Below are 26,462 nucleotides of genomic sequence, written 5' to 3'. Positions count from 1 at the left end.
CGCAAACCCTAACAGGGTGTTCACGCCGATGGATTCAGGCGACGGTGATCTCCAGCAGGGGCAGCAGCCGCCCGGGGACGGACCCCGACGGGACCTCGCCGGTCCGGACGGCACCCCTGGCCAGGTAGAACGGCTCGGCATTGGGATCCGCCTCGATGGCGAGCCGGGCGAAGCCGAGGCCGCGTGCGGCGGTGACGGCGTGCTCGAACAGGCGGCGGCCGAATGTCCGGAGAGACCGATGCCTTCGGGAGATTTCGGCAGCTCCCCGATCGTTCGATGAAAGCAAGGCGTCCGGGGAATGCAGAGGAGGAGACGGCCGAACCGGCCCTGACGGAGTCACCACCGCTTTAGGAGGTTTCTCCCGTAGAGCCGCTGAACCGGGGACGGTCCTGCGCGGGGAGGCGTCATGCAGTTCATCGAGACCAGCATCATCGGTGTCCGCTCCGCCGTCCTCACATTCCGGCGGCCACACTCGCGGCCGGCGTTCCTCCTCGTCCCGATGGCGCACATCGCCGAGCGTTCCTTCTACGACCAGGTGGCGGAGCGGCTGCGCGGCTGCGGCCTCATCGTCGCCGAGGGCCGGCCCAACGCGGAGACCGCCCTGCACCGGAAGATCGCCAGGGTCCGCCTCGACGGTCTCGTGCACCAGACGGTCGCCCTCGATCTCGAAGCACTCGACGTTCCCCTCCTCTGGCCCGACAGGAGTCGGAACGGCAGGTCCACCCGGTGGGCCACCGTCGTCGACGACGCCCTCACCGCCGTGCCGGACTGGCTCGCGACGCTCAAGTTCCCGTCGGGCGGCATGGACGTCACCGACCTCACCGGACATGACGGGTGGACCGAAGGACGGGTGAGGAGGGCCTGGCGCGAGTTCATCCTCCACGACCGGGACAGGCTGCTCCTGGACTGCCTCGGCGAGGTCCACCGGGAGCGGCGCGGAGAGCGGATCACGGTGGGCGTGCCGTGGGGCGCGCTCCACATGACGGCCGTGACCGGGTACCTCTACTCCGAGCTCGGCTACCGTGTGACCGCCGCGGAGTGGCTGACCGTCCGTAACGCCCGCTGAGAGGTGCCTGACCTCGGGCATTCCAGGTACTGCCCGCCCCAACCGGGGCGGGATGCCATGAAAAATGTAATTTCCCCCTTCCCGCCCCACAAGAAAGAAGGAGAACACGGTCGGCGAAAGGGCGGAGCAGGTGGCAAACACCGCACCCGATACGGAGGACCTCCGGCGGACGATGCGCGATCCGGAGGCGTTCGAGGAGTTCTACCGAAGACATACCGAGTCCGTCAGCCGTTTCGTGGCGCGCCGGGTGACCGACCCGCACACGGTGGCGGATCTGACGATGGAGGTCTTCCTGGCCGCCGTCGACGCCGCGGGCACCTACCGTCCCGAGCGCGGCAGTCAGGCCGCCTGGCTGTACGGCATAGCCCGCAACGTCGTGGCGACCGAGCACCGCAGGGCCGCCCGGGAGGTCCATAAGGCGGACCGGGCCGCGGGCCGGCGCCCGCTGGACGCCGACGACATCGCCCGGCTGGAGGAGCGGATCGACGCCGAACGGGACGCCCGCCGCCTCCTGTCGGCCATCGCCGCCCTGCCGAAGGGGCTGCGGGCCGTGGCCGAGCTGGTCCACCTCGACGGCCTGCCGGTCGAGGAGGCCGCCGCCGCCCTGCGCATCCGCGTCGGGACCGCCCGGGTACGGCTGCACCGTGTCCGCCGCCTGCTCAGGACCGAATTCGACGCCCGCCGTCCGGAACCCGCCATCGCGAAAGGAACGTCATGACGACCAGTGAGAGACGTCTTGCCGGGTTCGAGGAGCGGCAGCTCGCCGAGCTCAAGGAGCACATCGCCGCGCGGTCGACGCCGGTGCCGGTGAGGAGGCCGCGGGGGCGCCTCTTCCTGGCCGCCGCGGCCGTCGCGGCCGGGGTCTGCGCCGCCGTCGCGATCCCGGCGGTGTTCGGGGGCGGCGGCGAGTCCGCCTACGCCGTCACCAGGGACGCCAACGGGGTGGTGTACGCCGAGCTCCGCGACTCCCGCGACGCCGCCGGGCTGTCGGACCAGCTGCGGAGGCTCGGCATCCCCGCCATCGTCGACTACGTCCCCGAGGGCAAGATGTGCCGGGAACCGCGCGGGAAGCACGTGGAGGACATCCCGCGGGACCTGTACCACGTGCCCGAGTCGATCCCCGGTGAGAAGCACGGCTGGCGGATGCGGATCGACACCCGGCTCTTCAAGCCCGGCCAGACCTTCGTCTGGACCATCGGGAAGAACAACACCGGCGGCACCAGCACCAGCACCATCCTCATGGAGGGCCCGGTGGGGCCCTGCGAGCTGGTGGACGCGCCCGAACCGAAGGAGATCCACCCGCCCTACCGGCTGGCCACCACCAAGGGCCGCTCGCTCGCCGGGTACCGGGTGGACGAGAAGACCGTCGGCGAGGTCGTTCCGGAGATCGAGAAGCGCGGCCTGAAGGTCGTCTACGTGATCATGGCCCTCCCTCCGGGCAACCCCGGCGGCTACGGGGAACTGCGCGTCCAGAAGACCCCGGTCGGCGAGGACTGGACCGTCTGGGAGGCGGAGGAGGTCATCGAGGGGCCGAAGGACACGCCAACCGGGGTGATCCGCCTCCTCGTCACCAAGGAGCACCACGACCGGAACCCGGTCTACGGCGGCCCCCGCGACGCCGTCATCCCCGAAGGGTCCTGACCGTCGCACGGCCCCTGGAAAGGCCCACCGGCCCGCCGCGACGGTTCACGGCCGTCGCGGCGCCGGTTCACCGGGACCGAGCCGGGAGCGAGGATCCGGTGAACCGGCCAGATGGACGGTTCGAGATGCCGTGAACCGTACTTTGGGCCGATATCGCCGGGAGCCCGAATCCGCAGGATCTTTCCATGCCATACGAAGATCCCTTCCCGGCGCTGGGAGCCGGGAGCCGAGACGGGCACGTGACCCGGACCGGCCACCGTCCGAGCGGCACGAAGCCGGAGCGGAGCGGCGCCGGGCCCGTGCCGAGGGGCGCCCTGGCCATCGTCGCCGCGCTGCTCGCCCTCGTGGTCACCGCCCCCGGCGCGTCCACGCCGGCCTCCGCCTCGACCGTGCCCGCGTCCGTAGCCACAGCGACCGTCGCCGTGCCCGCCTCCCCCGGCCCCCCGGCCGCGCGGAGCGGCACGCCGGACGGTACCCCGAGCGGCACACCCGCCGGCGCCCCGATCGGCGCGCCGTACCTGCCCAGGCCGACCGGCCCCCATCCGGTCGGCACGACGTCCCTGCATCTGAGAGACCTCTCCCGGCCGGACCCCTGGGTGCCCGGGGTGAAGGCGAGGGAGCTCATGGTCTCCCTCTGGTACCCGGCGAAGTCACCGGGCGGGCGGCGGGCGCCGTACATGACACCGAAGGAGTCGGAGCTCGTCCTGAAGGGAACGGGGATGACCGGCGTGCCGGCCGACGCGCTGAGCAGGACGCGCACCAACGCGTTCCGCGACGCGAGCCCGGCCGGACGCAGGCGCGGCCTGCCCCTGGTGGTGCTCTCTCCAGGCTTCACCTGGCCCAGGAGCTCGCTGACGGCCCTGGCCGAGGAGCTCGCGAGCCGCGGCTACGTGGTGGCCGGCATCGACCACACCTACGAGACCTTCGCCACGACCTTCCCCGACGGGCGGGTCGCCACCTGCGCCGCGTGCGAGCTCGAAACCGACGACTTCGGCGGGAAGGCGGTGAAGAGCCGGGCGGCCGACACCTCCTTCGTGCTGGCCGAGCTGGTCGGGCCACGCTCGAAGTGGCGGGGCGGCGCCCTGATCGACCCGTCCCGGATCGCGATGGCGGGTCAGTCCCTCGGCGGCGCGAGCGTCGCCGAGACCATGCTGAAGGACCCCCGGGTGCGCGCCGGGATCAACATGGACGGCCAGATGTTCGCCCCGATTCCGGCGAGCGGGCTGGCGCGGCCGTTCATGTTCCTGGGCGTACGGGGACCGCACAGCCCGGGAAGCGGCGAGGACCCCACATGGGACCGTGACTGGAGACACCTGACCGGCTGGAAGCGCTGGCTCGTGGTGACCGGGGCGGTGCACGCGTCCTTCACCGACTACGACCTGCTCGCCAGGCAGATCGGCGTCGACCTCGGCGGCACCCTCTCCGGACCCCGCACGGTGGAGATCACCCGCGGATACGTCCGGGCCTTCTTCGACCTCCACCTCCGTGAGAAGCCGCAGGCCCTGTTGAGGAAACCATCGCCCCGCCATCCCGAGGTCATGTTCTGCTCCCCGGAGACGAAGACCTGCGGGTAGGGGACGGGCGGGGGAAGCCGGCCGGTGGGTTCCGCCGAACTCCCCGCCCGCTCCGGGCGTCGAATCCCTTCGGGGGCTCACCGAACGCGCCACGCGCGGAGAACCGGAAGGCGGCGCAGGACGACGATGGAACCCACGACGGTGAAAGAGAGAGTCGGCAGGAGGGTCTTCGGCGCCATGATGGTCGGGGCGATCCTCCCGGTGGCGCTTCTGGGCTGGGCGTACGTGATGAGCGAGGTGTTCCCCTCCCGGATGTGCGGTGGGTTCATCGGGTGCCTGGGCTCTCTCGTCCGCGTCTGGGAGGTGGGCCGCTGGGTGGCGATCGTCCTCGCCTGGCCGCTGCTGTACGTCCTGCGGGTACGGCCCGCCTGGCCCGTCGCCGTCGTGGGCGGGCTGTTCCTGGTGGCGATCTGGGAGTTCGCCCTGTCCTCGGTGCCTCCGCTGGGCATCGTCATCGACCTCATCGCGCTCAGCGCCCTGATCGCCTACTCGTGCGCCGTCCTGGTCGCCGGGCCCGGGCTCACCCGGCTGTGGCGCGCCGCGATCGCCGCGGCGTTCCTCGCGCTCTACCTTCTCGGCCTGCTGTCTTCGCGGGGCCTCTAGGAGATCCTGCGGCGGTAGGTGTTCATGGCGAGGACGTACGCGACGACGAGGATGCCGGCGCACCAGGCCAGGGCGATCCAGATGTCGGTGCCGACCGGCTGCTGCGTGAACAGGGCGCGGATGGCGTTGACGATGGACGTCACCGGCTGGTGCTCGGCGAAGGCGCGCACCGGGCCGGGCATGGTGCCGGTGGGCACGAACGCCGAGCTGAGGAACGGCAGGAAGATGAGCGGGTAGGAGAACGCGCTCGCGCCTTCCATGGTCTTGGCCGTCAGGCCGGGGATGACGGCGATCCACGTCAACGCCAGGGTGAACAGGATCAGGATGCCGGCGACCGCGAGCCACGCCGACACTCCCGCCGTCGAGCGGAAGCCCATGAGCAGGGCGACGAGCACGACGACCGCGAGCGAGATCAGATTGGCGACCAGCGAGGTCAGCACGTGCGCCCACAGCACCGACGACCGCGCGGTCGGCATGGACTGGAACCGCTCGAAGATGCCGCCCTTCATGTCCATGAACAGCCGGTACGCGGTGTAGGCGATGCCCGAGGCGACCGTGATGAGGAGGATGCCGGGCAGCAGGTAGGTCACATACGAGTCCGACCCCGTGTTGATCGCGCCGCCGAACACGTAGACGAACAGCAGCATGAAGGCGATCGGCATGACCACGGTCGTGATGATGGTGTCCGGGCTGCGCGCGATGTGGCGCAGGGATCGTCCCAGCAGGACGGCGGTGTCACCGAGGAAGTGCTTGCTCATCGTTGCTCCTTATGCGTCCGTGCCGGCGTTGCGGTCATGGCCGTTCCTGCCGTCGGCGCCGACGAGCGTGAGGAAGACGTCCTCAAGGGTCGGCTGCTTCTCGACGTACTCGACCTTGGCGGGCGGCAGCAGCCGCTTGAGCTCGGCGAGGGTGCCGTTGACGATGATCCGGCCCTCGTGGAGGATCGCGATCCGGTCGGCGAGCTGTTCGGCCTCGTCGAGGTACTGCGTGGTGAGCAGCACCGTCGTGCCGCGCGCGGCGAGTTCCCTGACGGCCTGCCACACCTCGATGCGCGCCTGGGGGTCGAGCCCGGTCGTCGGCTCGTCCAGGAAGATGACCGGCGGATTCCCGACCAGGCTCATCGCGATGTCGAGGCGGCGGCGCATGCCGCCGGAGTACGTCGACGCCTTCCGCCCGCCCGCGTCGGTCAGCGAGAAGCGCTCCAGCAGGTCGTCGGCGACCTTGCCCGGATTTCCGACATGCCGCAGCCGGGCGACCAGCACGAGGTTCTCCCGCCCGGTGAGGATCTCGTCCACGGCGGCGAACTGCCCGGTGAGGCTGATCGACTCGCGCACGTCCGCGGCCTGCGTGGCGACGTCGAAGCCGTTGACGCGGGCCGTGCCCGCGTCGGCCTTGAGCAGCGTGGACAGGATCTTCACGGCCGTGGTCTTGCCGGCCCCGTTGGAGCCGAGCAGGGCGAAGATGCTGCCCCGCGCCACGGTGAGGTCCACGCCGCGCAGCACCCGCAGCTCCTTGTACGACTTCTCCAGGCCCCGCACCTGGATCGCCGGGGCCTGCTGCGTCGTCATCATTCGGTCCTGTCCTCTCCTGCGGGCTCTTCGCCGGCGGCGCGCTTGATGGCGCTGGTGAGACGGTTGCGCTCCCGGTTCCGCCACTGTCCGGCCGGGTAGTTGGCGACGAACGCCTCCACGAACTCCACGGGGTCCTCCCCGAAGAGGTCACGGATCGGGGTTTCGTCGATGGCACTCCGCTCGAACAGGTCGGCGAGGTCCTCGTACATCGTCACGTCGGCGCCGTCGGTCAGCCCGAGGTGCAGCAGGTACCGCTCCATCGCCTCGGCCGCCGTACGGTAGTCGGGGGGAAGCTGCCTGATGCGCGTCTTGTACTGCCGGTAGCGCCGCTTGTCCTCCAGCGACCCGGTGACCACCTCCAGGTACCGCCGGTAGCGGTTCTTCGGCTCGTTCGGCTCTGCCGCCATGGCTACTTGCCTCCTTCGCGGAGCTGTTCGAGCCTTCCGGCCAGGAAGCTCCAGGTCGTCCAGAACTCTTCGAGGTACTCCCGTCCCTGAGCGTTGAGGGAGTACACCTTGCGCGGCGGCCCCTTCTCGGACGGGACCTTCTCCACGTCGACCAGGCCGCGCTGCTCGACCCTGACCAGCAGGGCGTAGATGGTGCCCTCGGCGATGTCGGAGAAGCCCTGGTCGCGCAGCCAGGCAGTGATCTCGTAGCCGTAGGCGGACCGGCCGGCCAGGATCGCGAGGACGATGCCCTCCAGCGTTCCCTTGAGCATCTCCGTGACGAGCTTGCCCATGGAACACCTCCTTTCAGCTACTTGGTGTCGCTAGGTACCAGTAGAAAGTAACACTGACTACCGGTACTTAGCAACGCCGAATAGCTGGGGCGCGGGCCGGTCGGTCGGCGGCGTCCCGTGAACCCGTTTCCCGGCTGGTGTGAAAGACGGGCGACACTGCTTCCTTGAAAAGGCCCACCCCCATGCCGCTCAGTACGACCCTGTCTGACGCCGCCCTGATCGAACGGTCATGGCGAGATCCCGAGGATTTCGCCTTGCTGTTCGACCGGCACGCAGGACACATCCACCGCTATGTGGCTCGCCGGCTCGGCGACGACACGGCCGACGACGTCGTCTCCGAGACGTTCCTCGCCGCGTTCAGGCAGCGCCGCGACTACGACACCGCCCGTCCTGAGGCCCTGCCCTGGTTGTACGGCTTCGCGACCAACTTCATCCGCCGGCATCAACGCGCCGAGGTACACCGCTACAGGGCGTACTCGAAAATGGGCGTGCTTCCCGACGCCGACGACGCCGCGGAACAAGCTCTTGAGCGGGCGAGCGCGCATGCCGTACGCCGGCCTCTCGCCCAGGCGCTCGCCTCGCTGAAGGCCCGCGACCGCGACGTGCTCCTCCTCGTGGCCTGGGCCGACCTCACCTACGAGGAGGTCGCCAACGCCCTGTCCATCCCGATCGGAACAGTCCGTTCACGCCTCAACCGCGCGCGGGCCATCGTCCGCGACGCCCTCGGCAGCACCGACCCCACGACGGAGCAGACCTCATGAACGACCTGAACGACCTGACCGAACTGACCGAACTGCGCGACCTGTTCGCCGACAAGCCGCATCCCACGGCGGACCGCCTCGCCCCCGCCCGTACCGCCCTCCTGGCCGAAGCCCGCGTGAAGCGCCGGCCCCGGGCCCGAAGGGCCGGCCTGCGGCGTATGACGCTGGCAGGCGGCCTGGTCGCGGCGATGACCGCGGGAGTGATCGCCGTCCAGACGTTCAAGCCCGCCGCGCCTGCGAGCGCCGCCGAGGTCCTGAGGCTGGCGGCCGAGGCCACGGCCGCCGCCCCGTGGCCGGAACCCCGCGACGACCAGTACCTCCACTACGAGCGGATCGCGGAGACGCGCAGCGAGAACGGGGTTCCCAACGTCGGTCCGCGCCACATCACGGGCGAGATCTGGGAGTCCGTCGACGGCTCCCGTCCGGAACTGCGGTGGCACAAGCCGTCGAAGTCCAGGCCTCAGGACCACGAGTACAAGGAACTCCGGACCAGGTGCCCCGGCCGCGGCGGCCCCACCTACGCCGACGTCCGCGGGTGGCCGACCGACCGGGAGGAGCTCCGGCACAAGCTGGCCGAACGCGGTAACGAGATCGTCCTCAACAAGGACACCGCGACCCGGACCTGGTACGGCATCGTCGCCGTCCTCGGCAGCCCGGTCCCGCCCAAGCAGCAGGCGGCCCTCTTCGAGATCGCCGCGACCCTGCCGGGCATCGAGACGGAAGAGGTCAAGGACGCCACCGGCAAATCGGGCATCGCCGTGACCCGGGTGGACGACCGGGGTCGCGAATCCCTCATCTTCGACGAGACCTCCTACGCCCTGCTGGGCGGCCAGGAACTCGTGCCGGGGAAGGGGCGTGAACTCTGGTCCATAACCCGTCCGCAGATCACCAACACACTCCCGGCCTGGTCCAAGTCCCTGAAGCCGCGCGGTTGTGTCTGAGCCCGCGCTCACCGGATGACCGCGCCTTCCCGCTGCCCGCTCGACGTCGAGGACCTCGGCCTGGAGTGCCGGCGTGCCCCCCTCCAATGCCACCCCTACGGTGTTTCCCGCGGCGGCTCCTCGGCCGGGAACAGGATCGGGCTGAGCAGGTGCCGGGTGCGGTGCGGGGCCGGGCCGTACGCCAGCCGGGGCAGGATCGCGGCGCGCAGCTCCTCGATCAGTTCGGCGCGCTCCTCCTCGCCGAGCCAGACCGCGTGCTGCCGGTAGCCCACCAGGTCGGCGGCCGGGTCGGAGCCGTCCCGGTCGAGGTAGGCGCCGAACTCGGCGATCAGGGTGGCCATGGCGGCGGCGAACACGCGCCGGTGGTCCTCGGGGGACAGCGACGCGGCCGTCCCGGCGTCCACGACCGCCCGCTCCCGGCGCAGCCGGTAGCTGCGCTCCACCGCGCCGCGCACCCGCTGCTCGCCGGCCACCTCCAGGAGGCCGTGCTCGGCGAGCAGCGCGACGTGCCGGTACACGGTGGCCTTGGAGACGTCGGGTATCCGGTCGCACAACTGGGCGGTGGTGAGGATCCGTCCACCGGACATGGCGTGCACGACGCGCAGCCGTACCGGGTGTGCGAGCAGTTCCAACGCGTCCACCGCGTCATGCTCGCAGAGCGCCCGACCTTTCGCAATCTTGCGAACGGTGCCGATCGGGTTTACCGTTCTCAAATATGCGAAAGGTCGGGTCGCGTCCGGTCCGGCACGTGAAAGGCCGGGCCGCGCGTCCGGTCCGGCCCGCCTGCCGGGCCGTCGCGTGTCCGCCCGGCCGCCTCCGGGGCCGTCGCGTGTTCACCCGGGCCGCCGCGCACCCGCCCGGTCCACCCCCGTCCGAAGGAGCGACGATGCACGGTCAGCCCGCCGAGAACGGTCCCGCGAGTCCCGCGAGTCCCGCGACGGCGGCCGGTACGGCGCCGCCGCTGGGACGCCACCACGACGTGGACGGCCGGCGGCTGCTGCTGCACCGCGCGGGCACCGGCGGCCCGAGCGTGGTGTTCCTGCCCGGCGCCGGCCTGGTCGGGCTGGACTTCCTGAACCTCCAGGAGCGGGCCGCCGGGCTCACCACCGCCGTCGTCTACGACCGCGCCGGAACCGGCTGGAGCGACCCGGCCCGCCTGCCCCGCTCCGCCGCCGAGGTCGCGGGCGAGCTCCGGGACCTGCTGCGCGCCGCCGGAGTGCCCGGCCCGTACCTGCTGGCCGGGCACTCGCTGGGCGCGTTCTACGCCCGCCGCTACGCGCAGCTCTTCCCCGGCGAGGTCGCCGGACTGCTGCTGCTGGACCCCGGCCACGAGGACATCTTCGACCACCTGCCCGAAGGGGCCGCCGAGCTGAACGAGCGGATGAAACCGGACCCCGAGACGATGCCGGACCTCACCGGTGAGCAGCTCGCGTCCGCCCGCGCCGCGCTGACCGGGCTGCTGGCCGCATGGCCCGACGGGGTCCGCGAAGCGCTCGTCGAGTACCACCTCACCGACTGGCGGACCCAGCTCCACGAGACGGCCAACTTCGAGACCGAGATCTACGACGAGCTGCGGAACGGCGGGCCGCTCCCCGACGTGCCGCTGATCCTCCTCACCGCGGGCGGGCGCAACCCGTACTGGGCGCACTTCATGACCGAGGAGCAGATGCGCGCCGCGCACGACGGCATCCGCGCCATGCACACCGCGCTGGCCGCGTCCGTCCCCCGGGGGGAGCGCCGGGAGCTGCCCGGCGCCTCCCACCAGTACCTGCACATCGAGCAGCCCGACGCGGTGCTGGACGCGCTCCGCGACCTCCTCGCCGCCACCCGAGCCCGGTGACGACGGAGGACCGGGACCGACCGGGGACGAGGCCGGCGTGGCCGGGGGCAGGACCGGCGCGGGACGAGGCCGGCGGGGCCGGAGGCGGAACCGCCGCGGGACGGGAGCGAGGCCGGCGTGGGACGGGGCCGGCGGCACGCGCCGCCGGCCCCGGGGATCAGGGCAGGGCCGGGTACGGTGCCGTGGCACGGAACCGGGACGTGCCCTCCTCAGAGCTCACCCACCGGAAACCGGCCTTCTCCAGCACACGGATCGAGGGCGGATTCGACGGCTCCACCTTGGCGTACACCGTGTGGACATCGGTGGCGGTGAGGGCGAACTCCGTCAGGGCCCGGGTGGCCTCGGGGGCGTAACCGCGGCCCCGCCGGGAGGCCACGACGCCGTAGCCGATCTCGACCGTGCCGTCGCTCGGAGGCCAGAACAGGCCGAGCGAGCCGACCACCAGACCGCTGTCGCGCTCGATGATCTGGCGGTGGCCGTACTCGCCCAGCCACTCGGGATGTTCGCCGAACAGGCCGGCGATGACGCGGTCGCCTTCGGCGGGGAAGTCGTCCGCCCAGTGCGCGCACCGGGCGTCCCGCAGAACGGCGTCGACCTCATCGCGGGGCCAGATCCGCAGGACGAGGCGGTCGGTGACCAGGTCGGTACCGGCCGAAGAGAAGAAAGAGAACATGTGACACTCCTGGTCGTTCGGGCGACCGGCCACGCTCCGAACTCACGCGGGCCGGTCGAGGGCATGCTGAACAGGGCTGTCGGCAGCCATATTCATCAGCCCCCCTTCTCCAGGAGTGATCACGGGTCCTTCCCGCGCCGACCCTAGCGACCCTTCCTGGCGCGGGCAAAGCCATATACCTGATGCGAAAAGCCGTGTTCGGGACACGACCGTCCTTCCGGAAAAGGGGGGCGGTAGGCTGCGCGCCGTGGAGCATCCGTCGATCACGGCCCGGCGCGGTGGTTCACCGTTCCGCCGCGTCGCCGCGCGTGCCGTCGCCGCCACGGACGTCATCGGATCACTGCTTCGCGGCGTCGCCGCCGCGGGCGTCATCGGCGCCATCCTGGCCGCCGGCGGGTGCGCCGCCGATCCCGAGACCGACGGGGACCGCGCGCCGGGACCGGCCGCCCACGAGGTCGTCGTCACCGGCAACGACGTCTCCGGAGTCACCGCCAGGATCGCCGGCTGGGAGCACGACAGGAACAACGCCCTTCCGCCGCAGAACGTCATCCGGGTCGACATCCGCTTCACCGGCAGGACGGAATGGGCGCTGTCGTCACGGTTCATCGAGCTGGCCGTGTGCGCGGTCACCGGGCAGCGGACGGTGGTGACGTGCGGCACGGCCGGAATGCGAATGGACCACACGGCCGAGGACCGGTACCACCACACCGTCGAGACGTTCATGGGCGCCGGCTACCCCCTCGACCAGGTGACGGACGTGCTGCTCCTGCCCGACCAGTACGCGCCCCCGCGGGTGTCCATCGTGACCGATCCCAAGGATGGCGACGACTACGTCGCGCCGCGCCTTCCGAAGCCGGGCGACCGCGTCTGACCGCGTCGTGGAAGCCGGGTGACCGCGTCTGACCGTCCGCCGCGCCTGCCGAGGCCCGGCGACGGTGCCTGACCGCACCGCGGGCGACCGTGTCCGGACCGGGTCCGAGGCCATCCAACTCATCCCGGGTAAGCCGTATGAGACCGATCCTTCTTTTGTAGAATTTCGGCGATCATCGGCGCCCGCCGCGGCGTCCCCCTCCGGTGACGGGAGCGACGGATGGCACACTCGGCGACCGTCGGCCGGGCGGCGGGAGCGGCTCTCGCCGTACTGCTGCTGGCCGGATGCTCGGACCAGCTCGGCGACCGCGGCGGCAAGAACGGCGCCCCGCCCGACCGGATCGGCGACGTCGACTACGTCGAGGTCTTCCGCAACGCCGACAACTTCCCCAACATCGCCCGGATCTGCGTCGAGGGCCTGGCCTTCGCCAGCACGTCGAGCGGATCGCGGGGCGAGGACGGCGTCGCCAACCCGGCGCTGATCCGCGTCCCGGAGTGGGACACCGGATGCGCCGCCCACGCGAAGTCCGCCCCGAGGTCCGGGGCCAACCCCACGCCGACCTCCTCACCCGGCTGACCCGCCGGCCCGGGGACGCCGGTGGACCGGCTGTGGTGCCATCCGGAACGGCCCCGGCCGCGTGGCTCTCCCGCCGCGGGTGACGGATTCTCTCGCCGCGGCCGGCGGACTCTCCCTGCGCGGGTGACAGGCTCTCCCACCGCGGGTGACAGACCCTTCCGCCGCGGCTGGCAGACTCTCCGTCATGAGTGGCGAACGACGGACACTGACCGGGGCCGACGGCGCCCCTGTGATCGGCTATGTGGAGGACGTCCGTGACGGGCGTCCCTGGGCCCGTAACGTCGAGGAGCTCGGCCCGGGAGCCGTCGACGCCGTCATGTCGCGCCTGCCCGGCTGGGCGGTGTCGGCGCCGGTCGAGTTCGCCGGGCGTCTCGTCTCGCGAGGCGCCCGGACGCTGCGGCACGTCCACCGGATGCGGTGCGACCTGTCGGACGTACGGCCGGCCGCGGACGCGGCCCCCGACGGCCTGCGGTTCACGCCCTGGGACCGCGAGCCCGCGGAGGTCTTCCCCGCGTGGTTCGCGGCCTACCCGCCCGGCCATCCCGACCACCGGTCCCGGAAGATGACCCTCGACGATGAGCTCGCGCCCCTGATGCGCGGCGAGGTGATGGGCCCCCTGCTCCCGTGCGGCGTCCTCGCCGTACGGGACGACGCGGGGGGAGAAGACGAGGTGGTGGGCGGCGTCCTGGTCACCGACTCGAACGACGGCCCGTGGGTCACCGAGGTCTTCCGGCACCCGGACCGATCGCCCCGCGGCCTCGGCTCGCTCATGCTCTCGGCGACCCTGTCCCGGGCCGCCGCCGACGGGCTGACCGAGATCGGCCTGGCGGTCACCGAGGGGAACCCCGCGCGGCGCGTGTACGAGACGCTCGGGTTGCGGCTGGTCGGGACCTGGCTCACCGTCCTGATCTGACGGCTCCCCTCCGGCGTCCCCGTCACGCTACGAGCGGAGGAACCCGTTCACGACCGGCGGCGTACACAGATGTGGTTTTCGGGTCACGCCCCTCCCGGGATCGACGCCCGGGGCGGGGCTCCCGTCCGGCTCAGCAGTACGAGCGCAGGTGCCAGAGCTTCAGCAGCGCCCTCGGCGCCTTGTCCAGGCAGCCGCCCGTGTCACCGCGGTACGACCAGGCGCCGTGAGCGCTCCTGCGCCACACGTGCGGCCCGTCCTGGTAGCTGATCGGGTCGCCCTTGACGCCGATGGAGCCGACCGCCCAGTACACGTCCTTGCCTGCGCTCCTGACCTTGCCGTAGTAGACCTTCTTCGGCCCGTCCACCTTCCTGCGGCTGGTCCCCGGGTGGTGCTTCCTGAGGTTCGGGCCGTAGTACTGGGCCCAGTAGGCGTCGGCCAGCGAGTGGCGGACCTTCTCGGTGACCTTGAGATTGACGGCGGTCCACCGGGCCGGCGAGGCCGCCTCCCGGAACCGCGAGGCCGTCTCCCGGGTCTGTGACGCCGCCTCCCGGGCCGGTGAGGCCGCCGGGGACCGTACGGCGCTCATCGCCGTCGCCGGGAAGAAGGTGGTGATGGTGACCGCCGCCACCGCGGCGGCCGAGAACCGGTGTGCCCACTTGGTCATGTCCGCTCTCCCATCGCGCTTTTGAACTTTGACGCTCCTCCGCGCCGAAAGGTTGAAAGCGGCCCGGACGGGTTCCGGCGATTCAGCGTGGGAGGGCGAACCGCTCGGCGAACGCGGACATCTCCTCGCGCCGCCCCTCCGGATCGGCGGCGGTGGCATTCACCACGACGCGGGTCACCCCCTGCGCGGCGAGCTCCTCGACCCGCTCCGCGGTCATGTCCATCGACCCCCAGCGCGTGTACTCGAGCGCTTCCGGGTCACGACCGGCCTCGACGGCGGCCGACCGGGCGATCTCCAACTGTACGGCGCGCTCCTCGGGGCCGAGCGCGCCGCCGGGGAAGTAGCCGTCGCCCCGCCGCCCGGCCCGGCGCGCGGCGGCCCGGCTCGACCCGCCGACGTGGATCGGCAGGTGAGTGACCCCGGACGGCTTGGGGAAACTCACCAGCCGGTCGAAGGAGAAGAACTCCCCCTCGAAGCTCACGCCCTCCTCGCCGCCGCCCCAGAGCAGCCGCAGCACATCGATCGCCTCGTCGGCACGACGGCCCCGGGCGGCGAAGTCGACCCCCATCGCGTGCGCCTCACCCGGCAGGGTGCCGAGCCCCACGGTCAGCAGCCGCATCCGTCCCCCGGACAGCACGTCGATGGTCGCCAGGCGCTTGGCGAGGATGACCGGGTGGTGGTACGGCAGCAGCAGCACGCCCGTGCCGAGCAGGATCCGACGGGTGGCCGCGGCGACGAAGCTCAGGCAGTCGAGCGGATCGACGTACGGCAGCGACGGCGGGACCTCATGGGGCCCGAACATCGCACCGGGATACAGCACGATGTGCTCCGGCAGGTAGAGCGCCTCGAAACCGCAGTCCTCGGCATGCCGGGCGAAGGACACGACCTCCTCGGGATCGACGCCGTAGTAGGCCGTGTTGTAGCTGATCGCGAACTTCATCGTCGTCCTCCGGTCGACCGACGCGTGCTCGTCCCGCGTCGCGTACGACCGGTTCGCCGATCCGCGCCCGACGCCCTCCGCACGCCCATCAGGAGCACGCTAGAACCTTGTCACTGACGTCAGGCAAACCCGTCCGGACCCATGCCATGATCCGTCCGGGATCGTCCTGTCCTGCCCTGGCCCGTGCTGGCCCGCCCTGTCCAGGCTCGTCCGGATGTCGATGGGTCCCGGGAACGCCGGCCCTCATCCCTGGGCCGATGGGACCTCCGCGTGCCATCCTCGGAAGGTGACAGCGATCAGGGAAAGCGAGCCGGCGGCCGATCGGAGACTTCCCCGGAGGCTGCTCCTGGCCGCACTGACCGGGGTGATCCTCACCGCCCTCCTCGTGGGAGCCGCCTTCCTGATGATGCGGGCCCTCACCGGCTCGGGGACCTGCGAACAGTCCTTCGCCTGCCTCGGCGCCATCGGCTTCACCTGGTTCGTGGGGCGCTGGGTGGCGGTCATCCTCGCCTGGCCGCTGCTGTATCTCCTGCGCGTACGGCCGGCCTGGCCCGTCGCCGTCGCGGCGGTCCTCTTCCTGGTGGTGATCTGGCGGTTCGCCCAGTCGTCCTGGGCGGGGGACAGCGGATCCGTCCTCATCCTGCTCAGCGGCGTGCTCGCCTATCCGTTCGCCGCCCTGGTCACCGCGCCGCGCCTCGCCTGGCCGTGGCGCGCCGTACCCGCCGCCCTGCTCCTGGCGCTCTGCGTCCTGACCTTCCTGCCATCACCCTGACACCCGGGGTACGGCGGCGCGCCCTCCACCGGACCCGCTGACGGTGATTCCGGGGCCCGGCGCCGCGGAGGAACCGATCATGCCGCAGGGAAGTCCAACCCACTGTGATCGATACGGCACGCACGTCGCCGCGGCAGGTGCGCATCACGATCGCGCTGCTGTGGTCGGTGGTCCCACACGGTCTGGCCGTCACCGTGCTCAACGGCGTCGCGCTCGTCATGACCGACCGGCGGCTCCCACACGCGCCGGTGACGCAGAACGCGGAAGCCGTCCCCGTCGCGTTGCGCGAGTACGCGGGGTTCGCCTGGGGGCGGACGGCGCTCATCGGGCTCTTCTTCGTGGCCGCCGCCCTCGCGTTCGGGCTGCTCGCCCGGGCCGCCTGGCAGGGCGCGCGGCGGTGGCCCGCGGTTCCGCTGCTCGCCGGCGTGCTCGCCGTCCTCCACACGATCGGCCTGGTCCTGGTGGCCGGCCTCAACCCCGTCACGGGCTACGGCCCGCGGTTGTTCCCGGTGAACGGCGCCCTGTTCAGCGGAGCGCCCTTCGACATGGCGGCGGCCGCCCCGCCCTGGTACCTGCCCGCTCTCGCGGCGCTCCTCGTGCTCGGCTGGGCCGGCCAGCTCGCGGGGTTGATCCTGCTGGCACGGCCGGCCACCGTCCGCTGGTACACCCGGAAGGAGACCGCGGGGGAGGCCGCGGGGGACACGGCGGCTCCCGCAGAGGACACGACGGGGGAGCCGGCCGTCCCGGCGGGACGCACCCGGGCGATTCCACTGATGGCACTCGGTCCCGTCTTCGTCGCCGTGGTCACCGCGTTCAACCACACGGCCATCCGGCTGACCGAGAACGCGGCCGACCCCGCCCTCGTCGAGCACGTGGTATCGGCCGCGCGGACCGCGATGTTCGTCGATTCCGCCTTTCTCGGTGTCCCGGCGGTCGCGCTGGCGATCCTCGGCACGCACCCGCGGCTGCGCACACGGCCTGGCGCCCTGCTCACGTCGGGTGTCCTCACCGTTCTCTACCTGCTCGCCCTGGTGGTGGCCCAGGTGTACAACCCCCTGAGCACCGGTGTGCTCACCGACGACCAGTCTGGATTCAGCGAGCACATCCCCCCGTGGTACCTGCCCGCCCTCACGATCATCCAGTCGATCGCCGCGCTGGTACACCTGGCCGCCCTCGCCGAGCTGGTCACGCGCGCCCGCGGGCCGCTCATCGCTCGATCTCCCAGTTGTCCCCCATCCACCACCAGCCGTCGCCCAGGGCCGCGCAGGTGAAATCTCCGTCATACGCCACGTTGAGGAGGGAGCAGGGGTCCGTGCCGGCTTTCCCGCCGAGCACGCGGGCGAAGCCGATCCGCTCGGGCTTCCACTCCGCCACGGCGAGGAACAGCACATCCCCTCCGGGCACTTCGGGGTCGTGGATCCTCTGCACCGCACCCCGGCCGAGAGCGAGCGCCCGGTACCGCTCCGGCAGCGGGGAGCGATCCGGCGGGAGCCCTTCGCCCAGGTGCGCCAGTTCCGCGAAGGCCGTCCGGTGCGTCTCGAACCAGCTCCACCGGAAGAACCGCTCCCAGGGGACCACCCCGACGATCACCACCGCCGCGACGAGCTGGCAGACCATGACCACCGCCCATCCCCGGCTCCGCCGCCGTCCCAGGCGGACGGCCCACCAGGTCGTCAGCCCGACCGCCAGGATCCACAGCACGGGGTAGGCCAGCAGCCACGGCGACAGGATGCCGTCGTCCAGCCAGAAGTAGAAGTAGTACGCCGCGCCGAGCGCGACCCAGCTCACGACGGCACAGGAACCGAGAATCATGATCCATCTGACGTGACCGAGCCGGAAAGGGTTGCCGACGGGCCCGAAGAGGCCGTTCCACCGAGGCGAAAGAGGGACTTTTGGTGCTACATGTCTCGTATTTCCATCTCAGGGTGAGCTCGGTTCGCCGCGGGGCGGCGAAGGCGATCTGGCCCGATGCTGTGGCGGCCCTGTTCCTGGCGCTCTGCGCCCTGACCTTCCTGCCCTCGGCCTGACACCGGGGTACGGCGGCGCGCCCTCCTCTGGCCCGCGGCGCCGTACCGGGCCTGTGTGTCTTACGGCCGGGCGGAAGCCTCCAGAGGGATCGCGGACTTCCAGCCGCGTCCGGCGACTGTGAGACTGCGGCTCATGGGCGATCAGGACTTGGACGATGGAGTGGTCCGGCTTCGTGACTGGGCGGACGATGATGCGGCCTGGTATGCCGAGAGCGCGCGTGATCCGGAGATCCAGCGTTTCACCACGGACCCGCCCACGCTGGACGCCGCGCAGGTACTCGCCGCGATCAACCGGATGCGCGCCTCGGACGGTGAAGTGGGGTTCGTCGTCTGCGACGCGGCCACCGGCGCGAAGCTGGGGAACATCGCGCTCGGCCATGACGGCCGGGTGGGCGAGATCTCGTACTGGCTGACGGCCGAAGCGCGAGGCCGTGGCGCGGCGACTCGCGCCCTGGCCCTGCTCACCTCGTGGGCCATTCGGCACCTCGGCCTGGTGCAGGTACGGCTGTGGGCCCACCGGGACAACCTCGCCTCCCAGCGGGTCGCGCTGCGCGCCGGATACCTGCGCGACCCGGATCAGGACAAGGAACAGGAGGCGAAGGGCGCGGTATGGCCGATGCACGCCTTCGTCGCCGGACACCCATAGTTCCCTGACGACCAGACGGAAAACGGTGCCTCCCCCGTCGCGGGGGAGTGGCCGGGGAGGATCTCCCTCCCGGGAGGGAGCGGGAAAATCACCTGCGTCGGCGATCCGCGCGGCGGGGCCGGATCGGCAGGATCGACGGCATCACCAGCACTTTCCTCACCTGACCCTGGAGATGTCCACGATGAAGCGCACCCGTGTCGCCGCCGCCGGTCTCGCCCTCGCCGCCCTGTTCTCGACCGCGGGCACCCCGGCGATCGCCGCCGCCACGGCGGGGTCGTCCGCGACCACGGCGGGGTCGTCCGCCGTACGGAGCGAAGTACCGCCGATCAACGAGGCGGCGCTGAAGCGGAGCATCGCCGGGCTGCCCGCGGCCGACGCCACCGCCGCCGAGGTCAGGGTGGGCGGCTCGGCCGGCTCCTGGCGCGGCGTCACGGGCGTGACCGACCTGCGCACCGAGCGGCCCGCCAGGGAGGGCGCCCGCTTCCGGGCCGGCAGCGTGACCAAGATCTTCACCGTCGCGGTCGTGCTGCAGCTCGTGGCCGAGGGCAAGGTCTCGCTCGACGGCACGGTGCAGGAGTACCTCCCCGGGCTGCTGCCCGCCGACTATCCCACGATCACGGTCGGCCGGCTCCTCAACCACACCAGCGGCCTGCCCTCGCCGACGAACGACGGCGGCTTCGAGCGGGTCTACGCCACCAGGTTCGAGAAGGTGACCCCCGAGGAGTACGTCGGCGAGGCCGTGAAGAACCCGATCGAGTTCACTCCGGGCACGCAGCAGCACTACCTCAACACCAACACGTTCGTGGCGGGCCTGCTGATCGAGAAGATCACCGGCAGGTCCTACGAGCACGAGGTGACCACCCGGATCCTGCGGCCCGTCGGCATGCGCGACAGCTACCTCCCCGGCGAGTCCATCAAGATCCGCGGGCGGCACAACCACGGCTACCAGGTCGTCCCCAAGGGCTTCCCGGACGCCGTCAAGTACGGCCAGGGCTACGTCGTGGACATGACCGAGACCAGTGTGACCTCCACCTGGGCCTCCGGCGACCTGATCTCCACCACGGCCGACCTGGAGAAGTTCATCAAGGCCCTGTTCGGCGGCAAGGTGGTGCCCGCCGCGCAGATCGAGCCCATGTTCACGGTGCCGAAGGTCACGATGTACGGCGGCGACCAGCCCGCGGTCTACACCTCGGGCCTGACCAGGCTGGAGCTGCCCGGCGGCATCGTGGCGTTCGGCAAGACCGGAGCCAGGTACGGCAGCGCGACCGGCGTCGGCGCCACCCGCGACCTGAGCCGCACGGTCGTCTACTCGATCAACTCCACCGACGCCAAGGCCGCCGGGCAGAACGAGCGCGGCCTCGGCATCGCGCTCGCGGCCTTCGCCAGATAGGCCGGATGCCCCGGCGTCCCTCGACGGATCCGCGGGCCGCTCACCCGGATGAGGTGAGCGGCCCGCGGATTCTTGGGTGGGATCCGGTGATCGCATATCAGGGCCGAGAGGTCCGATGGCAGCGCCTTCCCGGCCGCTGATATGACCTTCTGTATGCGCTTGATTGCGGTTTGATGAACCGCCGGGCTCATCTCGTCGACCGTTGTTACCTTCAAAGAGGCTGGGCTCAAGGCGAGGGACGGCCGGAGATGATGTGGATCGAGCGCACCACCTGTCCGCGGTTCAGCGGCGGGCGGCCCCCACGTGCGGCCCGGACCGACCGGAGGCGGGGGCGAGCCGGAGGCACGCGACCCCTGCCCTTTCCCCGGTGGTTCCGGTCGCCTGGTCACCGCTTGCCCCACACCGCGCGGACCACCTCGGCGACCGCGCGGAGCACCCGTGCGCGTTCTGCCGAGGCGCACCCCCTGGTGGCCGCGAAGACCATGAGCACGGCGGCCAAGGCCACACACGCCAGGCCGGCCATCGGCACCAGAGCCCACACCACAGGATTCATCGACGCGGTCCTTTCTCTGACCCGCGGCCGGGGGATCGGCCGCTCCGCCGGTGTCAGTTCAGCGCGCCCTCCCCGGCGGCCCAACAGATACCGGTGCGGCCGGAAGAACATCGTGATCGCCCAGGTAAGGCGGCTCTCCGGCGTCGATCCGGCCGGACGCGCCGGACGCGCCGGGACGGCACCCACCACGACGGGGTCGGGACATGACCGGCGGTGAGCCCCTGCCCGCCTCGCGGGCGGTGTTGCGGGACGCGTTGAAAGCGCTTGAGAAACGCGCCCGCGAGCGCGCACCCGGACTGCGGCGAAGCGCTCTGATCGACCGGGCCAACGAGCTGTTCGCCGAGCAGCGCATCCCGGCGAGACTGACCCCGCAGACGGTCAGCGACTGGATCAACCGGGGCAGCGCCGCCCAGGACTTCGTACTGTTGTGGACGCTGGTTCGCGCGCTGCTGGAGCGTGCGGGCGACCAGCCGCGCTACGACCTGAGACACCCCTGGTGGCGCAACCAGCACGACCTGTGGAAGGAGCGCTGGGAGCAAGCCCGCAAAGAGGCCGGCATCCGGGACGGACGCGGGCCGAACCCGGAGGACGACGGCGTGGGGACGGGCGATGAGTGCCCCTACCCCGGGCTGCGCCCGTTCGAGAGAGGTGAGGCCAAGTGGTTCTTCGGGCGGGAGGCATTGGTCAGCAAGGCCAAGGTCGAGCTCGAACGGCGCCTGACCGATCACAGCCCGCTGGTCGTCGTCGCACCCTCCGGCGCCGGCAAGTCGTCACTGCTGCGTGCCGGGGTGCTGCCAGAGCTGGCCGAGGGAAAACTGCATGGTTCCGAGCAGTGGCCACAGCTGCTGCTCACCCCCACGGCCGAACCGCTCAAGGAGCTCGCCTCGAAGCTGGGGGCACTCACCGGGGCCGAGGAGACGCAGGTCGCGGACGCGATGAGCGCCGGTCCCGGGGAGCTGACAGCACTGGTGCGCGAGCGACTCCGGCTCCCTCCGGACGGCAGGGTGGTACTCGTCGTCGACCAGCTGGAGGAGCTGTTCACCCTTTGCCGGGACGAGTCCGCACGGTACCGGTTCGTCGCCGCGCTGGCGGGCCTGACCGGGACCGAGACGTCCGACGCCCCATCCGGCGCCGAGCAGCCCATCGCGTTGACCCTCTACGGCCTGCGTGCCGACTTCTACGGCTCCTGCACCGCCTTCCCCCACCTTCGTGACGCCTTGGCGAACCGTCAGATCATCGTCGGCGCCATGACCGACGAGGAGGTGCGCCGCGCCGTGACCGAGCCGGCCGAGCGGAGCGGCCTGTCGCTCGCGCCCGGCCTGGTCGACGTCATCCTGGGCGATCTGCGCGGCGGCGCCGGTCAGGACGGCGGCGCCTACCGGGGTGAGCGGCTGCCGTTGCTCGCCCACGCGTTGCGGGTCACGTGGCTGAACCGCAGAGGCAAGGTCCTGACCGTGGACGGCTATCGCGACTCCGGCGGTATCGACCGCGCGGTCGCCGACACCGCGGAGGAGGAGTTCGGGAAGCTGATACCGGCCGCCAAGCAGGCGGCGCCGCTGCTGTTCCGCGGTCTCGTCAGGGTCGGCGAGAACGGTGAGGTCACCAGCCGCCGCCGGACTCGTGAGGACCTGATGCTGGCCGCCGACGACCCGAAGGCCGTCGCGGAGGTCATCGAGCGTTTCACCGGCGCCCGCCTGATCACCCAGGGTGCGGAGCGGGAGGGGAGCCCGGTCACCGTCGAGGTCACCCATGAAGCGCTGCTGTGGGCCTGGCCGGAGCTGCGCCACTGGGTCGGGGCGGACAACAGAGATGTCGATCGCGCGCTCCTGCGACAGGAGGTGGGGGACGCGGCCGTCGCCTGGGAGCGCGGCGGCCGTAGGGACGCGACGATCCTCTACGAGGGGGCCAGACTGGAGCTGGCCCGCGCCTGGGCGGATGCGCACCGCGAGGACGTCACCCTGTTGGCCGGGGAGTTCCTCGCCGCTTCCGCACAGCGCGAGCGGCTCCGCCGCCGGTTCTGGCGCACGGTCATGGCCACCATGAGCGTGCTGGCATTACTCTCCGGAGGGTTGGCCGTATTCGCGCTGAACCAACGGAGCGACGCCCTGAGGCAGCGCGACGACGCGATCTTCGAGCGGGTCACCGCGGAGGCCGACCGCCGGCGCGAGACCAGCGGTGCGCTCGCCGCGCAGCTCGACCTGATCGCGTACCGGATGCGGCCGACGGCGGAGCTGCGCACGGTGCTGATGACGCAGGCGGGATTCGTATCGGCCACGACGTTGCCGGGACGGTATCCGAACGCCCCCTCGGTCGCCTTCGGACCGAACGGCACGCTGGCCACCGGCGCTGACCGGCTGCGGATCTGGGACGCCTCTGACCCGGCCCGTCCGGCCCCGTTGGCCCCTGTGCTCAGCGCCGGGAAAGCAGTCAGTGTGAAGCAGGTGACCTACAGCCCGCGGGGGGACCTGCTGGCCCGCGGCGGCTCGGACGGCACCATACGGATCCTGGACGTCTCCGACACCAGGCGCCCGGTAGCGCTGTCGGAGCCCGTGGTCGTGTCCCCAGGCGGTTCGGTGGTGAGCCTGAGGTTCAGCCCCGACGGCCGGAGCCTGGCCCTCAGCACCCGGCAGGCTGGGGACACGGTGACAGGCGACGTGCAACTGTGGGACGTCGCCGACCCGCGACACCCCCGGCGGCTGAGCACCGTGGTGTCCCTGCGGCGTCAGAGCGTCAACTCCGTCGCGTTCAGCCCGGACGGGACCACCCTGGCCGTCACCGGAGGCCTCGGCCCAGGTCCCGATCGCAGGTTGCTGGTCCGGCTGTGGGACGTGTCGAACCCGGCCCGTCCCACAGCGCTGGGCGGCGAGCTGGGCGGCCACACGGGCATCGTCTACGACGTGGCGTTCAGTCCAGGCGGACGGGTGATGGCCACCGCCGGGGACGACAACAGGGTGCTGGTCTGGGACGTCACCGACCGGCGGCGGCCGGAGGTGAGCGCCACCCTGTCCACGGCCGCCACTGCGAGCTCGGTCGCCTTCAGCCCGGATGGGCGCGTGCTCGCCACCGGGGACAGCTCCGGGACCATCGTCCTCTGGAACATCGGCCTTCCACGGCAGCCCAGGGCGCTCGGCCCCGCACTGCACGAGCACACCACCGTCGTCAACAGCCTGGCCTTCGACGCCACCGGGCGCACGCTGGCCAGCGGCAGCGGAGACGCCACCGTGCGGCTCTGGCGGCTACCTCCGACGCTGGCCGTCATGAGCGGCGGCCAGTCGGTCAACGCGTTGGCGCTCACGGGCGATGGACGCCTGCTCGCGGTGGCCTCCGGCCACCAGGTCACGCTCTGGGACGTCTCCGATCCCACCCGCCTCGTACCACTCGGCGCGCTCCCCCGGTTCCGCACCGTCGTGGACGCGATCGCCTTCAGATCCGGGCGGTCAGTCACCTCCGGGAAGAACGTCCTGGCCACCGGTGACCAAGAAGGCAGCGTGCGGCTGTGGGACGTATCGGCGCCGGCCCACCCGGTGGAGGCCGGTGACGTATCGGTTGGACGAGGGAAATCGATCTCCGCGCTGGTCTTCGACACCACCGGGCACACGCTGGTCGCGGCCTCGATGAACCTGCAGGGCGATTTGTTCGGCGACCTGCGCGCCTGGGATGTGTCGGATCCGGCGCGTCCCGCCGCGCTCGGCGATGTGCTGCGCGAACAGCACATTCCGGTCAGGGGCATGGCCGCCGCGTCCCAGGGACCGTACCTCTACAGCGGTGATGTCCTAGGCACCATCCGCGCCTGGCGGACGGGCGACGGAGCCGTCCCCATGCTCTCCGGTCACGTTGCCGGCGACCAGCCGATCTTCTCCCTGGCCATCGATCCAGGCTCACGGCTGGCCGCGACGGGCAGGAGGGACGACACGGTCCGGCTGTGGGACCTGTCACGGCCCCGCTCCCCGATGGCCATCGGAGATCCACTGCCCGCCGGCGGTGTCGTTTACAGCGTCGGCTTCGCCCCGGACGGCAAGCTGCTCGCAGGCGGTGCGTTCGGCCAGATCAGGCTGTGGGACACCTCCACCCCCGCAGCCACCTCCGCCTACGGGCTTCCGGTCACCGGGCACAACGGTTTCGTCCAGGCCCTGCTGTTCAGCCCGCGTGGCGGCCTGCTGATCAGCGGGGGCGAGGACGGCACCGTACGGCTCTGGCAGACCGACGCGGACCGCGCCTTCGCGCTCCTGTGCGCGTCGACACGTGGGGCCATGACCCCCGATCTGTGGAGGGACTACGTATCACCCGCCCTGGCCTACGACCCGCCCTGCGGTAAGTGACCGCACGACCCGGACGGTGACGTGCTCCGGCGGAGTCTGGCATCAGATCGAACAGGTGACCGAGGCTGCTTCGGCCGAAGGCGGACGCGGAGACGGGTGGGCCGTCAGCCGGGGGAGTGCAGTTCGAACCAGATGACGGTGCCGAGGGAATCACGGTGGAAGCCCCAGCGGGCGGCGAGCGTGTTGACCAGCGCGAGCCCGCGCCCGCCGACCGCGTCCGGACCGGGGTCACGCGGGCAGGGGATCCGTGCGGAACCGGGGTCCTGGACGGTGACCAGCACGCCGCGCTCGACGAAGGCGAGGGTGACGAGGAACTCCCGCGGTCCGTCGTTCGGTCCGGCCGGCCTGCCCACCGCACCGTCCGGCCCGCCTGGCTTACCCGACTCGCCGTTCGGCCTCCCGCCCGGCCCGCACGCGTGCTCGACGGCGTTGGTCGTCAGTTCGCTGGTCAGCAGTACGGCGTCGTCGTGCAGCGGGTGGCCGACGCCGAGCAGTCCGGCGACGAAGTCGCGGGCGTGCCTGATCTGGTCGCGGTTCGCCGGGAAGCAGTGGGAGATCACCGGAAGGTCGGTCCCGGCCCGTCCGGGGCGCGGCGGCCACGCGGCTTCCGCCTCCGTCCGTGTGGTCTTCGGCCGGGCCGGTCCGGTGGTGTTCGGCTGTGTTGGTCCGGCGGTGTTCGGTCGTGCCGTTCCGGTGGGGTTCGCGCCGCCGGGGCCGTTCGCCGTTCCGCTGGTGTGCATGCCAGCGGGGCCGTTCGCTGTTCCGGCGCGCCGGACGAGTACACGGAGCAGTCGCGACAGCAACCGCGCCGCCCTCTCCACCTCCTCTCGGTCCGGCTCTTCACCCAGCCGCCTATCCGGCTCTCTGCCCGGCTCTCTGCCCGGCCGGGACCGCGGAACCGGGTCCCTCGGGCCGTCGGCCCGACGCTCCGGGCTCATACCGCCACCCCCTCGCGGCGCGCCCCGCGCCTGCTCCCGTACGGCGAGCATGACCCCGGTGGCGAGTCCCGCACGTACGGGTCCTGCGGGTGCGGCCCCCGTCCGTACGGTGCGACGGCGGTCGCCGCCGGTCGCGCGTGCCGCCCCTGGCCCGTGGGGAATCCCGGGGACGGCCTGCTCGACGGAGACCCAGCGGTCGGCCTGCCTACCGAGCCCGTGGGCGAGTGGAACAGCTTCGGGGAGCGGGCCACTGCAGGCTTCGCCGTACCGGGGAAGGGGCGGTCGCACAGGCCGAGCCGCCGCCGGGCGGCCATCCGGGCGCGGACCTGGACACTCGTGGGCTGTTCCCACAGGTGGCCGGGCCGATGCGGCAGGCCGGCGGCGTCGTGGGCGTACGGCGGATGCCCGCACCACCGGCACCCGAGCGGGGTGGGCGGTTGCTCG

The 26,462-nt window shown here is 71.6% G+C and carries 28 protein-coding genes; 16 read left to right on the top strand and 12 right to left on the bottom strand.

All coding sequences use genetic code 11. The features are described from left to right. Positions 1-34 precede the first annotated feature (34 nt). Positions 35-286 carry a hypothetical protein gene (locus ACQP10_RS34775; protein ID WP_433540444.1) on the bottom strand — a complete coding sequence of 84 codons (252 nt, stop codon included), beginning with the start codon at positions 284-286 and terminating at the stop codon, positions 35-37. Positions 287-406: 120 nt separating this feature from the next. Here ACQP10_RS34775 and ACQP10_RS34770 point away from each other — a divergent pair, with 120 nt between their 5' ends. The 5 genes from ACQP10_RS34770 (at position 407) to ACQP10_RS34750 (ending at position 4,884) form a co-directional block, all read left to right on the top strand. Continuing rightward, complete coding sequence (locus tag ACQP10_RS34770) at positions 407-1,066, top strand: hypothetical protein (protein WP_433540443.1); 660 nt, start codon at positions 407-409, stop codon at positions 1,064-1,066. 130 nt (positions 1,067-1,196) lie between these two features. Continuing rightward, positions 1,197-1,784 carry an RNA polymerase sigma factor gene (locus tag ACQP10_RS34765; RefSeq protein WP_433540442.1) on the top strand — a complete coding sequence of 196 codons (588 nt, stop codon included), beginning with the start codon at positions 1,197-1,199 and terminating at the stop codon, positions 1,782-1,784. Further along, the gene (locus ACQP10_RS34760; protein ID WP_433540441.1) at positions 1,781-2,707 is read left to right on the top strand and encodes a hypothetical protein; all 927 of its coding nucleotides are present in this window, start codon (positions 1,781-1,783) and stop codon (positions 2,705-2,707) included. Before ACQP10_RS34765 ends, ACQP10_RS34760 begins: the two co-directional genes overlap by 4 nt. 185 nt (positions 2,708-2,892) lie before the next feature. Beyond that, on the top strand, positions 2,893-4,281 hold the full coding sequence (locus ACQP10_RS34755) for an alpha/beta hydrolase (RefSeq protein WP_433540440.1): 1,389 nt from the start codon (positions 2,893-2,895) through the stop codon (positions 4,279-4,281). Between the two features lie 141 nt (positions 4,282-4,422). Further along, entirely contained in the window at positions 4,423-4,884 is a 462-nt protein-coding gene (locus tag ACQP10_RS34750) for a hypothetical protein (RefSeq protein ID WP_179825984.1), read from the top strand. Here the strand turns inward: ACQP10_RS34750 and ACQP10_RS34745 are convergent. Genes ACQP10_RS34745 through ACQP10_RS34730 form a run of 4 tightly spaced genes read right to left on the bottom strand, consistent with a single transcriptional unit; the run spans position 4,881 to position 7,194 of the window. Next, the gene (locus ACQP10_RS34745; RefSeq protein ID WP_179825982.1) at positions 4,881-5,642 is read right to left on the bottom strand and encodes an ABC transporter permease; all 762 of its coding nucleotides are present in this window, start codon (positions 5,640-5,642) and stop codon (positions 4,881-4,883) included. The two genes, ACQP10_RS34750 and ACQP10_RS34745, sit on opposite strands and share 4 nt — an antisense overlap. A gap of 9 nt (positions 5,643-5,651) precedes the next feature. Beyond that, complete coding sequence (locus tag ACQP10_RS34740; RefSeq protein WP_179825980.1) at positions 5,652-6,452, bottom strand: ABC transporter ATP-binding protein; 801 nt, start codon at positions 6,450-6,452, stop codon at positions 5,652-5,654. Continuing rightward, a complete protein-coding gene (locus ACQP10_RS34735) occupies positions 6,452-6,862 on the bottom strand; it encodes a DUF1048 domain-containing protein (RefSeq protein WP_179825969.1) in 411 nt (136 codons plus the stop codon). The genes ACQP10_RS34740 and ACQP10_RS34735 overlap by 1 nt, the downstream gene beginning before the upstream one ends. Positions 6,863-6,864: 2 nt before the next feature. Continuing rightward, complete coding sequence (locus ACQP10_RS34730; RefSeq protein ID WP_346018728.1) at positions 6,865-7,194, bottom strand: PadR family transcriptional regulator; 330 nt, start codon at positions 7,192-7,194, stop codon at positions 6,865-6,867. Positions 7,195-7,448: 254 nt separating this feature from the next. Here ACQP10_RS34730 and ACQP10_RS34725 point away from each other — a divergent pair, with 254 nt between their 5' ends. Beyond that, positions 7,449-7,955 carry an RNA polymerase sigma factor gene (locus ACQP10_RS34725; protein WP_399501498.1) on the top strand — a complete coding sequence of 169 codons (507 nt, stop codon included), beginning with the start codon at positions 7,449-7,451 and terminating at the stop codon, positions 7,953-7,955. Further along, positions 7,952-8,896 (top strand): CU044_5270 family protein, encoded by a 945-nt coding sequence (locus ACQP10_RS34720; protein WP_433540439.1) that lies wholly within the window; start codon positions 7,952-7,954, stop codon positions 8,894-8,896. The genes ACQP10_RS34725 and ACQP10_RS34720 overlap by 4 nt, the downstream gene beginning before the upstream one ends. 95 nt (positions 8,897-8,991) lie before the next feature. Here the strand turns inward: ACQP10_RS34720 and ACQP10_RS34715 are convergent, their stop codons facing one another. Next, on the bottom strand, positions 8,992-9,537 hold the full coding sequence (locus ACQP10_RS34715) for a helix-turn-helix domain-containing protein (RefSeq protein WP_390000714.1): 546 nt from the start codon (positions 9,535-9,537) through the stop codon (positions 8,992-8,994). Positions 9,538-9,782: 245 nt separating this feature from the next. Between ACQP10_RS34715 and ACQP10_RS34710 the strand changes: the two genes are divergently transcribed. Further along, on the top strand, positions 9,783-10,736 hold the full coding sequence (locus ACQP10_RS34710; protein WP_346018732.1) for an alpha/beta fold hydrolase: 954 nt from the start codon (positions 9,783-9,785) through the stop codon (positions 10,734-10,736). A gap of 157 nt (positions 10,737-10,893) precedes the next feature. On the opposite strand, the gene ACQP10_RS34705 is transcribed toward ACQP10_RS34710, so the two are convergent. Continuing rightward, entirely contained in the window at positions 10,894-11,409 is a 516-nt protein-coding gene (locus ACQP10_RS34705) for a GNAT family N-acetyltransferase (protein ID WP_346018733.1), read from the bottom strand. Between the two features lie 247 nt (positions 11,410-11,656). On the opposite strand from ACQP10_RS34705, the gene ACQP10_RS34700 reads away from it, so the two are divergent. The 3 genes from ACQP10_RS34700 to ACQP10_RS34690 all read left to right on the top strand — a co-directional run bounded on the left by ACQP10_RS34700 (position 11,657) and on the right by ACQP10_RS34690 (position 13,769). Then, positions 11,657-12,280: a hypothetical protein gene (locus ACQP10_RS34700; protein ID WP_346018734.1), complete on the top strand. Its 624-nt coding sequence runs from the start codon at positions 11,657-11,659 to the stop codon at positions 12,278-12,280. A 219-nt stretch (positions 12,281-12,499) separates the two neighbouring features. Beyond that, positions 12,500-12,856: a hypothetical protein gene (locus ACQP10_RS34695; RefSeq protein ID WP_433540438.1), complete on the top strand. Its 357-nt coding sequence runs from the start codon at positions 12,500-12,502 to the stop codon at positions 12,854-12,856. A 184-nt stretch (positions 12,857-13,040) separates the two neighbouring features. Then, a complete protein-coding gene (locus ACQP10_RS34690) occupies positions 13,041-13,769 on the top strand; it encodes a GNAT family N-acetyltransferase (protein ID WP_346018736.1) in 729 nt (242 codons plus the stop codon). Between the two features lie 130 nt (positions 13,770-13,899). On the opposite strand, the gene ACQP10_RS34685 is transcribed toward ACQP10_RS34690, so the two are convergent. After that, entirely contained in the window at positions 13,900-14,433 is a 534-nt protein-coding gene (locus ACQP10_RS34685) for a hypothetical protein (protein ID WP_346018737.1), read from the bottom strand. An 82-nt stretch (positions 14,434-14,515) separates the two neighbouring features. Beyond that, positions 14,516-15,373: a TIGR03619 family F420-dependent LLM class oxidoreductase gene (locus ACQP10_RS34680; protein WP_399501493.1), complete on the bottom strand. Its 858-nt coding sequence runs from the start codon at positions 15,371-15,373 to the stop codon at positions 14,516-14,518. A 286-nt stretch (positions 15,374-15,659) separates the two neighbouring features. Here ACQP10_RS34680 and ACQP10_RS34675 point away from each other — a divergent pair, with 286 nt between their 5' ends. Together ACQP10_RS34675 and ACQP10_RS34670 are read left to right on the top strand one after the other, a co-directional pair. After that, the gene (locus tag ACQP10_RS34675; protein WP_399501492.1) at positions 15,660-16,145 is read left to right on the top strand and encodes a hypothetical protein; all 486 of its coding nucleotides are present in this window, start codon (positions 15,660-15,662) and stop codon (positions 16,143-16,145) included. Between the two features lie 104 nt (positions 16,146-16,249). After that, complete coding sequence (locus tag ACQP10_RS34670; protein WP_433540437.1) at positions 16,250-17,416, top strand: hypothetical protein; 1,167 nt, start codon at positions 16,250-16,252, stop codon at positions 17,414-17,416. Here ACQP10_RS34670 and ACQP10_RS34665 read toward each other — a convergent pair. After that, complete coding sequence (locus tag ACQP10_RS34665; protein ID WP_399501490.1) at positions 17,352-17,933, bottom strand: hypothetical protein; 582 nt, start codon at positions 17,931-17,933, stop codon at positions 17,352-17,354. The genes ACQP10_RS34670 and ACQP10_RS34665 overlap by 65 nt on opposite strands. A gap of 372 nt (positions 17,934-18,305) precedes the next feature. On the opposite strand from ACQP10_RS34665, the gene ACQP10_RS34660 reads away from it, so the two are divergent. Next, positions 18,306-18,818 carry a GNAT family N-acetyltransferase gene (locus ACQP10_RS34660; protein ID WP_433540436.1) on the top strand — a complete coding sequence of 171 codons (513 nt, stop codon included), beginning with the start codon at positions 18,306-18,308 and terminating at the stop codon, positions 18,816-18,818. A 181-nt stretch (positions 18,819-18,999) separates the two neighbouring features. Then, positions 19,000-20,208: a serine hydrolase domain-containing protein gene (locus ACQP10_RS34655; RefSeq protein ID WP_433540435.1), complete on the top strand. Its 1,209-nt coding sequence runs from the start codon at positions 19,000-19,002 to the stop codon at positions 20,206-20,208. A gap of 385 nt (positions 20,209-20,593) precedes the next feature. Here the strand turns inward: ACQP10_RS34655 and ACQP10_RS34650 are convergent, their stop codons facing one another. Next, positions 20,594-20,761, bottom strand: coding sequence for a hypothetical protein (locus tag ACQP10_RS34650; protein WP_346018744.1), 168 nt, complete (start codon positions 20,759-20,761; stop codon positions 20,594-20,596). A gap of 203 nt (positions 20,762-20,964) precedes the next feature. Between ACQP10_RS34650 and ACQP10_RS34645 the strand changes: the two genes are divergently transcribed. Continuing rightward, on the top strand, positions 20,965-25,080 hold the full coding sequence (locus ACQP10_RS34645; protein ID WP_433540434.1) for a hypothetical protein: 4,116 nt from the start codon (positions 20,965-20,967) through the stop codon (positions 25,078-25,080). A 104-nt stretch (positions 25,081-25,184) separates the two neighbouring features. On the opposite strand, the gene ACQP10_RS34640 is transcribed toward ACQP10_RS34645, so the two are convergent. Then, positions 25,185-25,640 carry an ATP-binding protein gene (locus ACQP10_RS34640; RefSeq protein ID WP_433540433.1) on the bottom strand — a complete coding sequence of 152 codons (456 nt, stop codon included), beginning with the start codon at positions 25,638-25,640 and terminating at the stop codon, positions 25,185-25,187. Between the last annotated feature and the right edge of the window lie 822 nt (positions 25,641-26,462).

Source organism: Streptosporangium sandarakinum (assembly GCF_050942225.1).
Lineage (GTDB): Bacteria > Actinomycetota > Actinomycetes > Streptosporangiales > Streptosporangiaceae > Streptosporangium > Streptosporangium nondiastaticum.
This window is presented reverse-complemented; position numbering and strand designations above follow the sequence as displayed.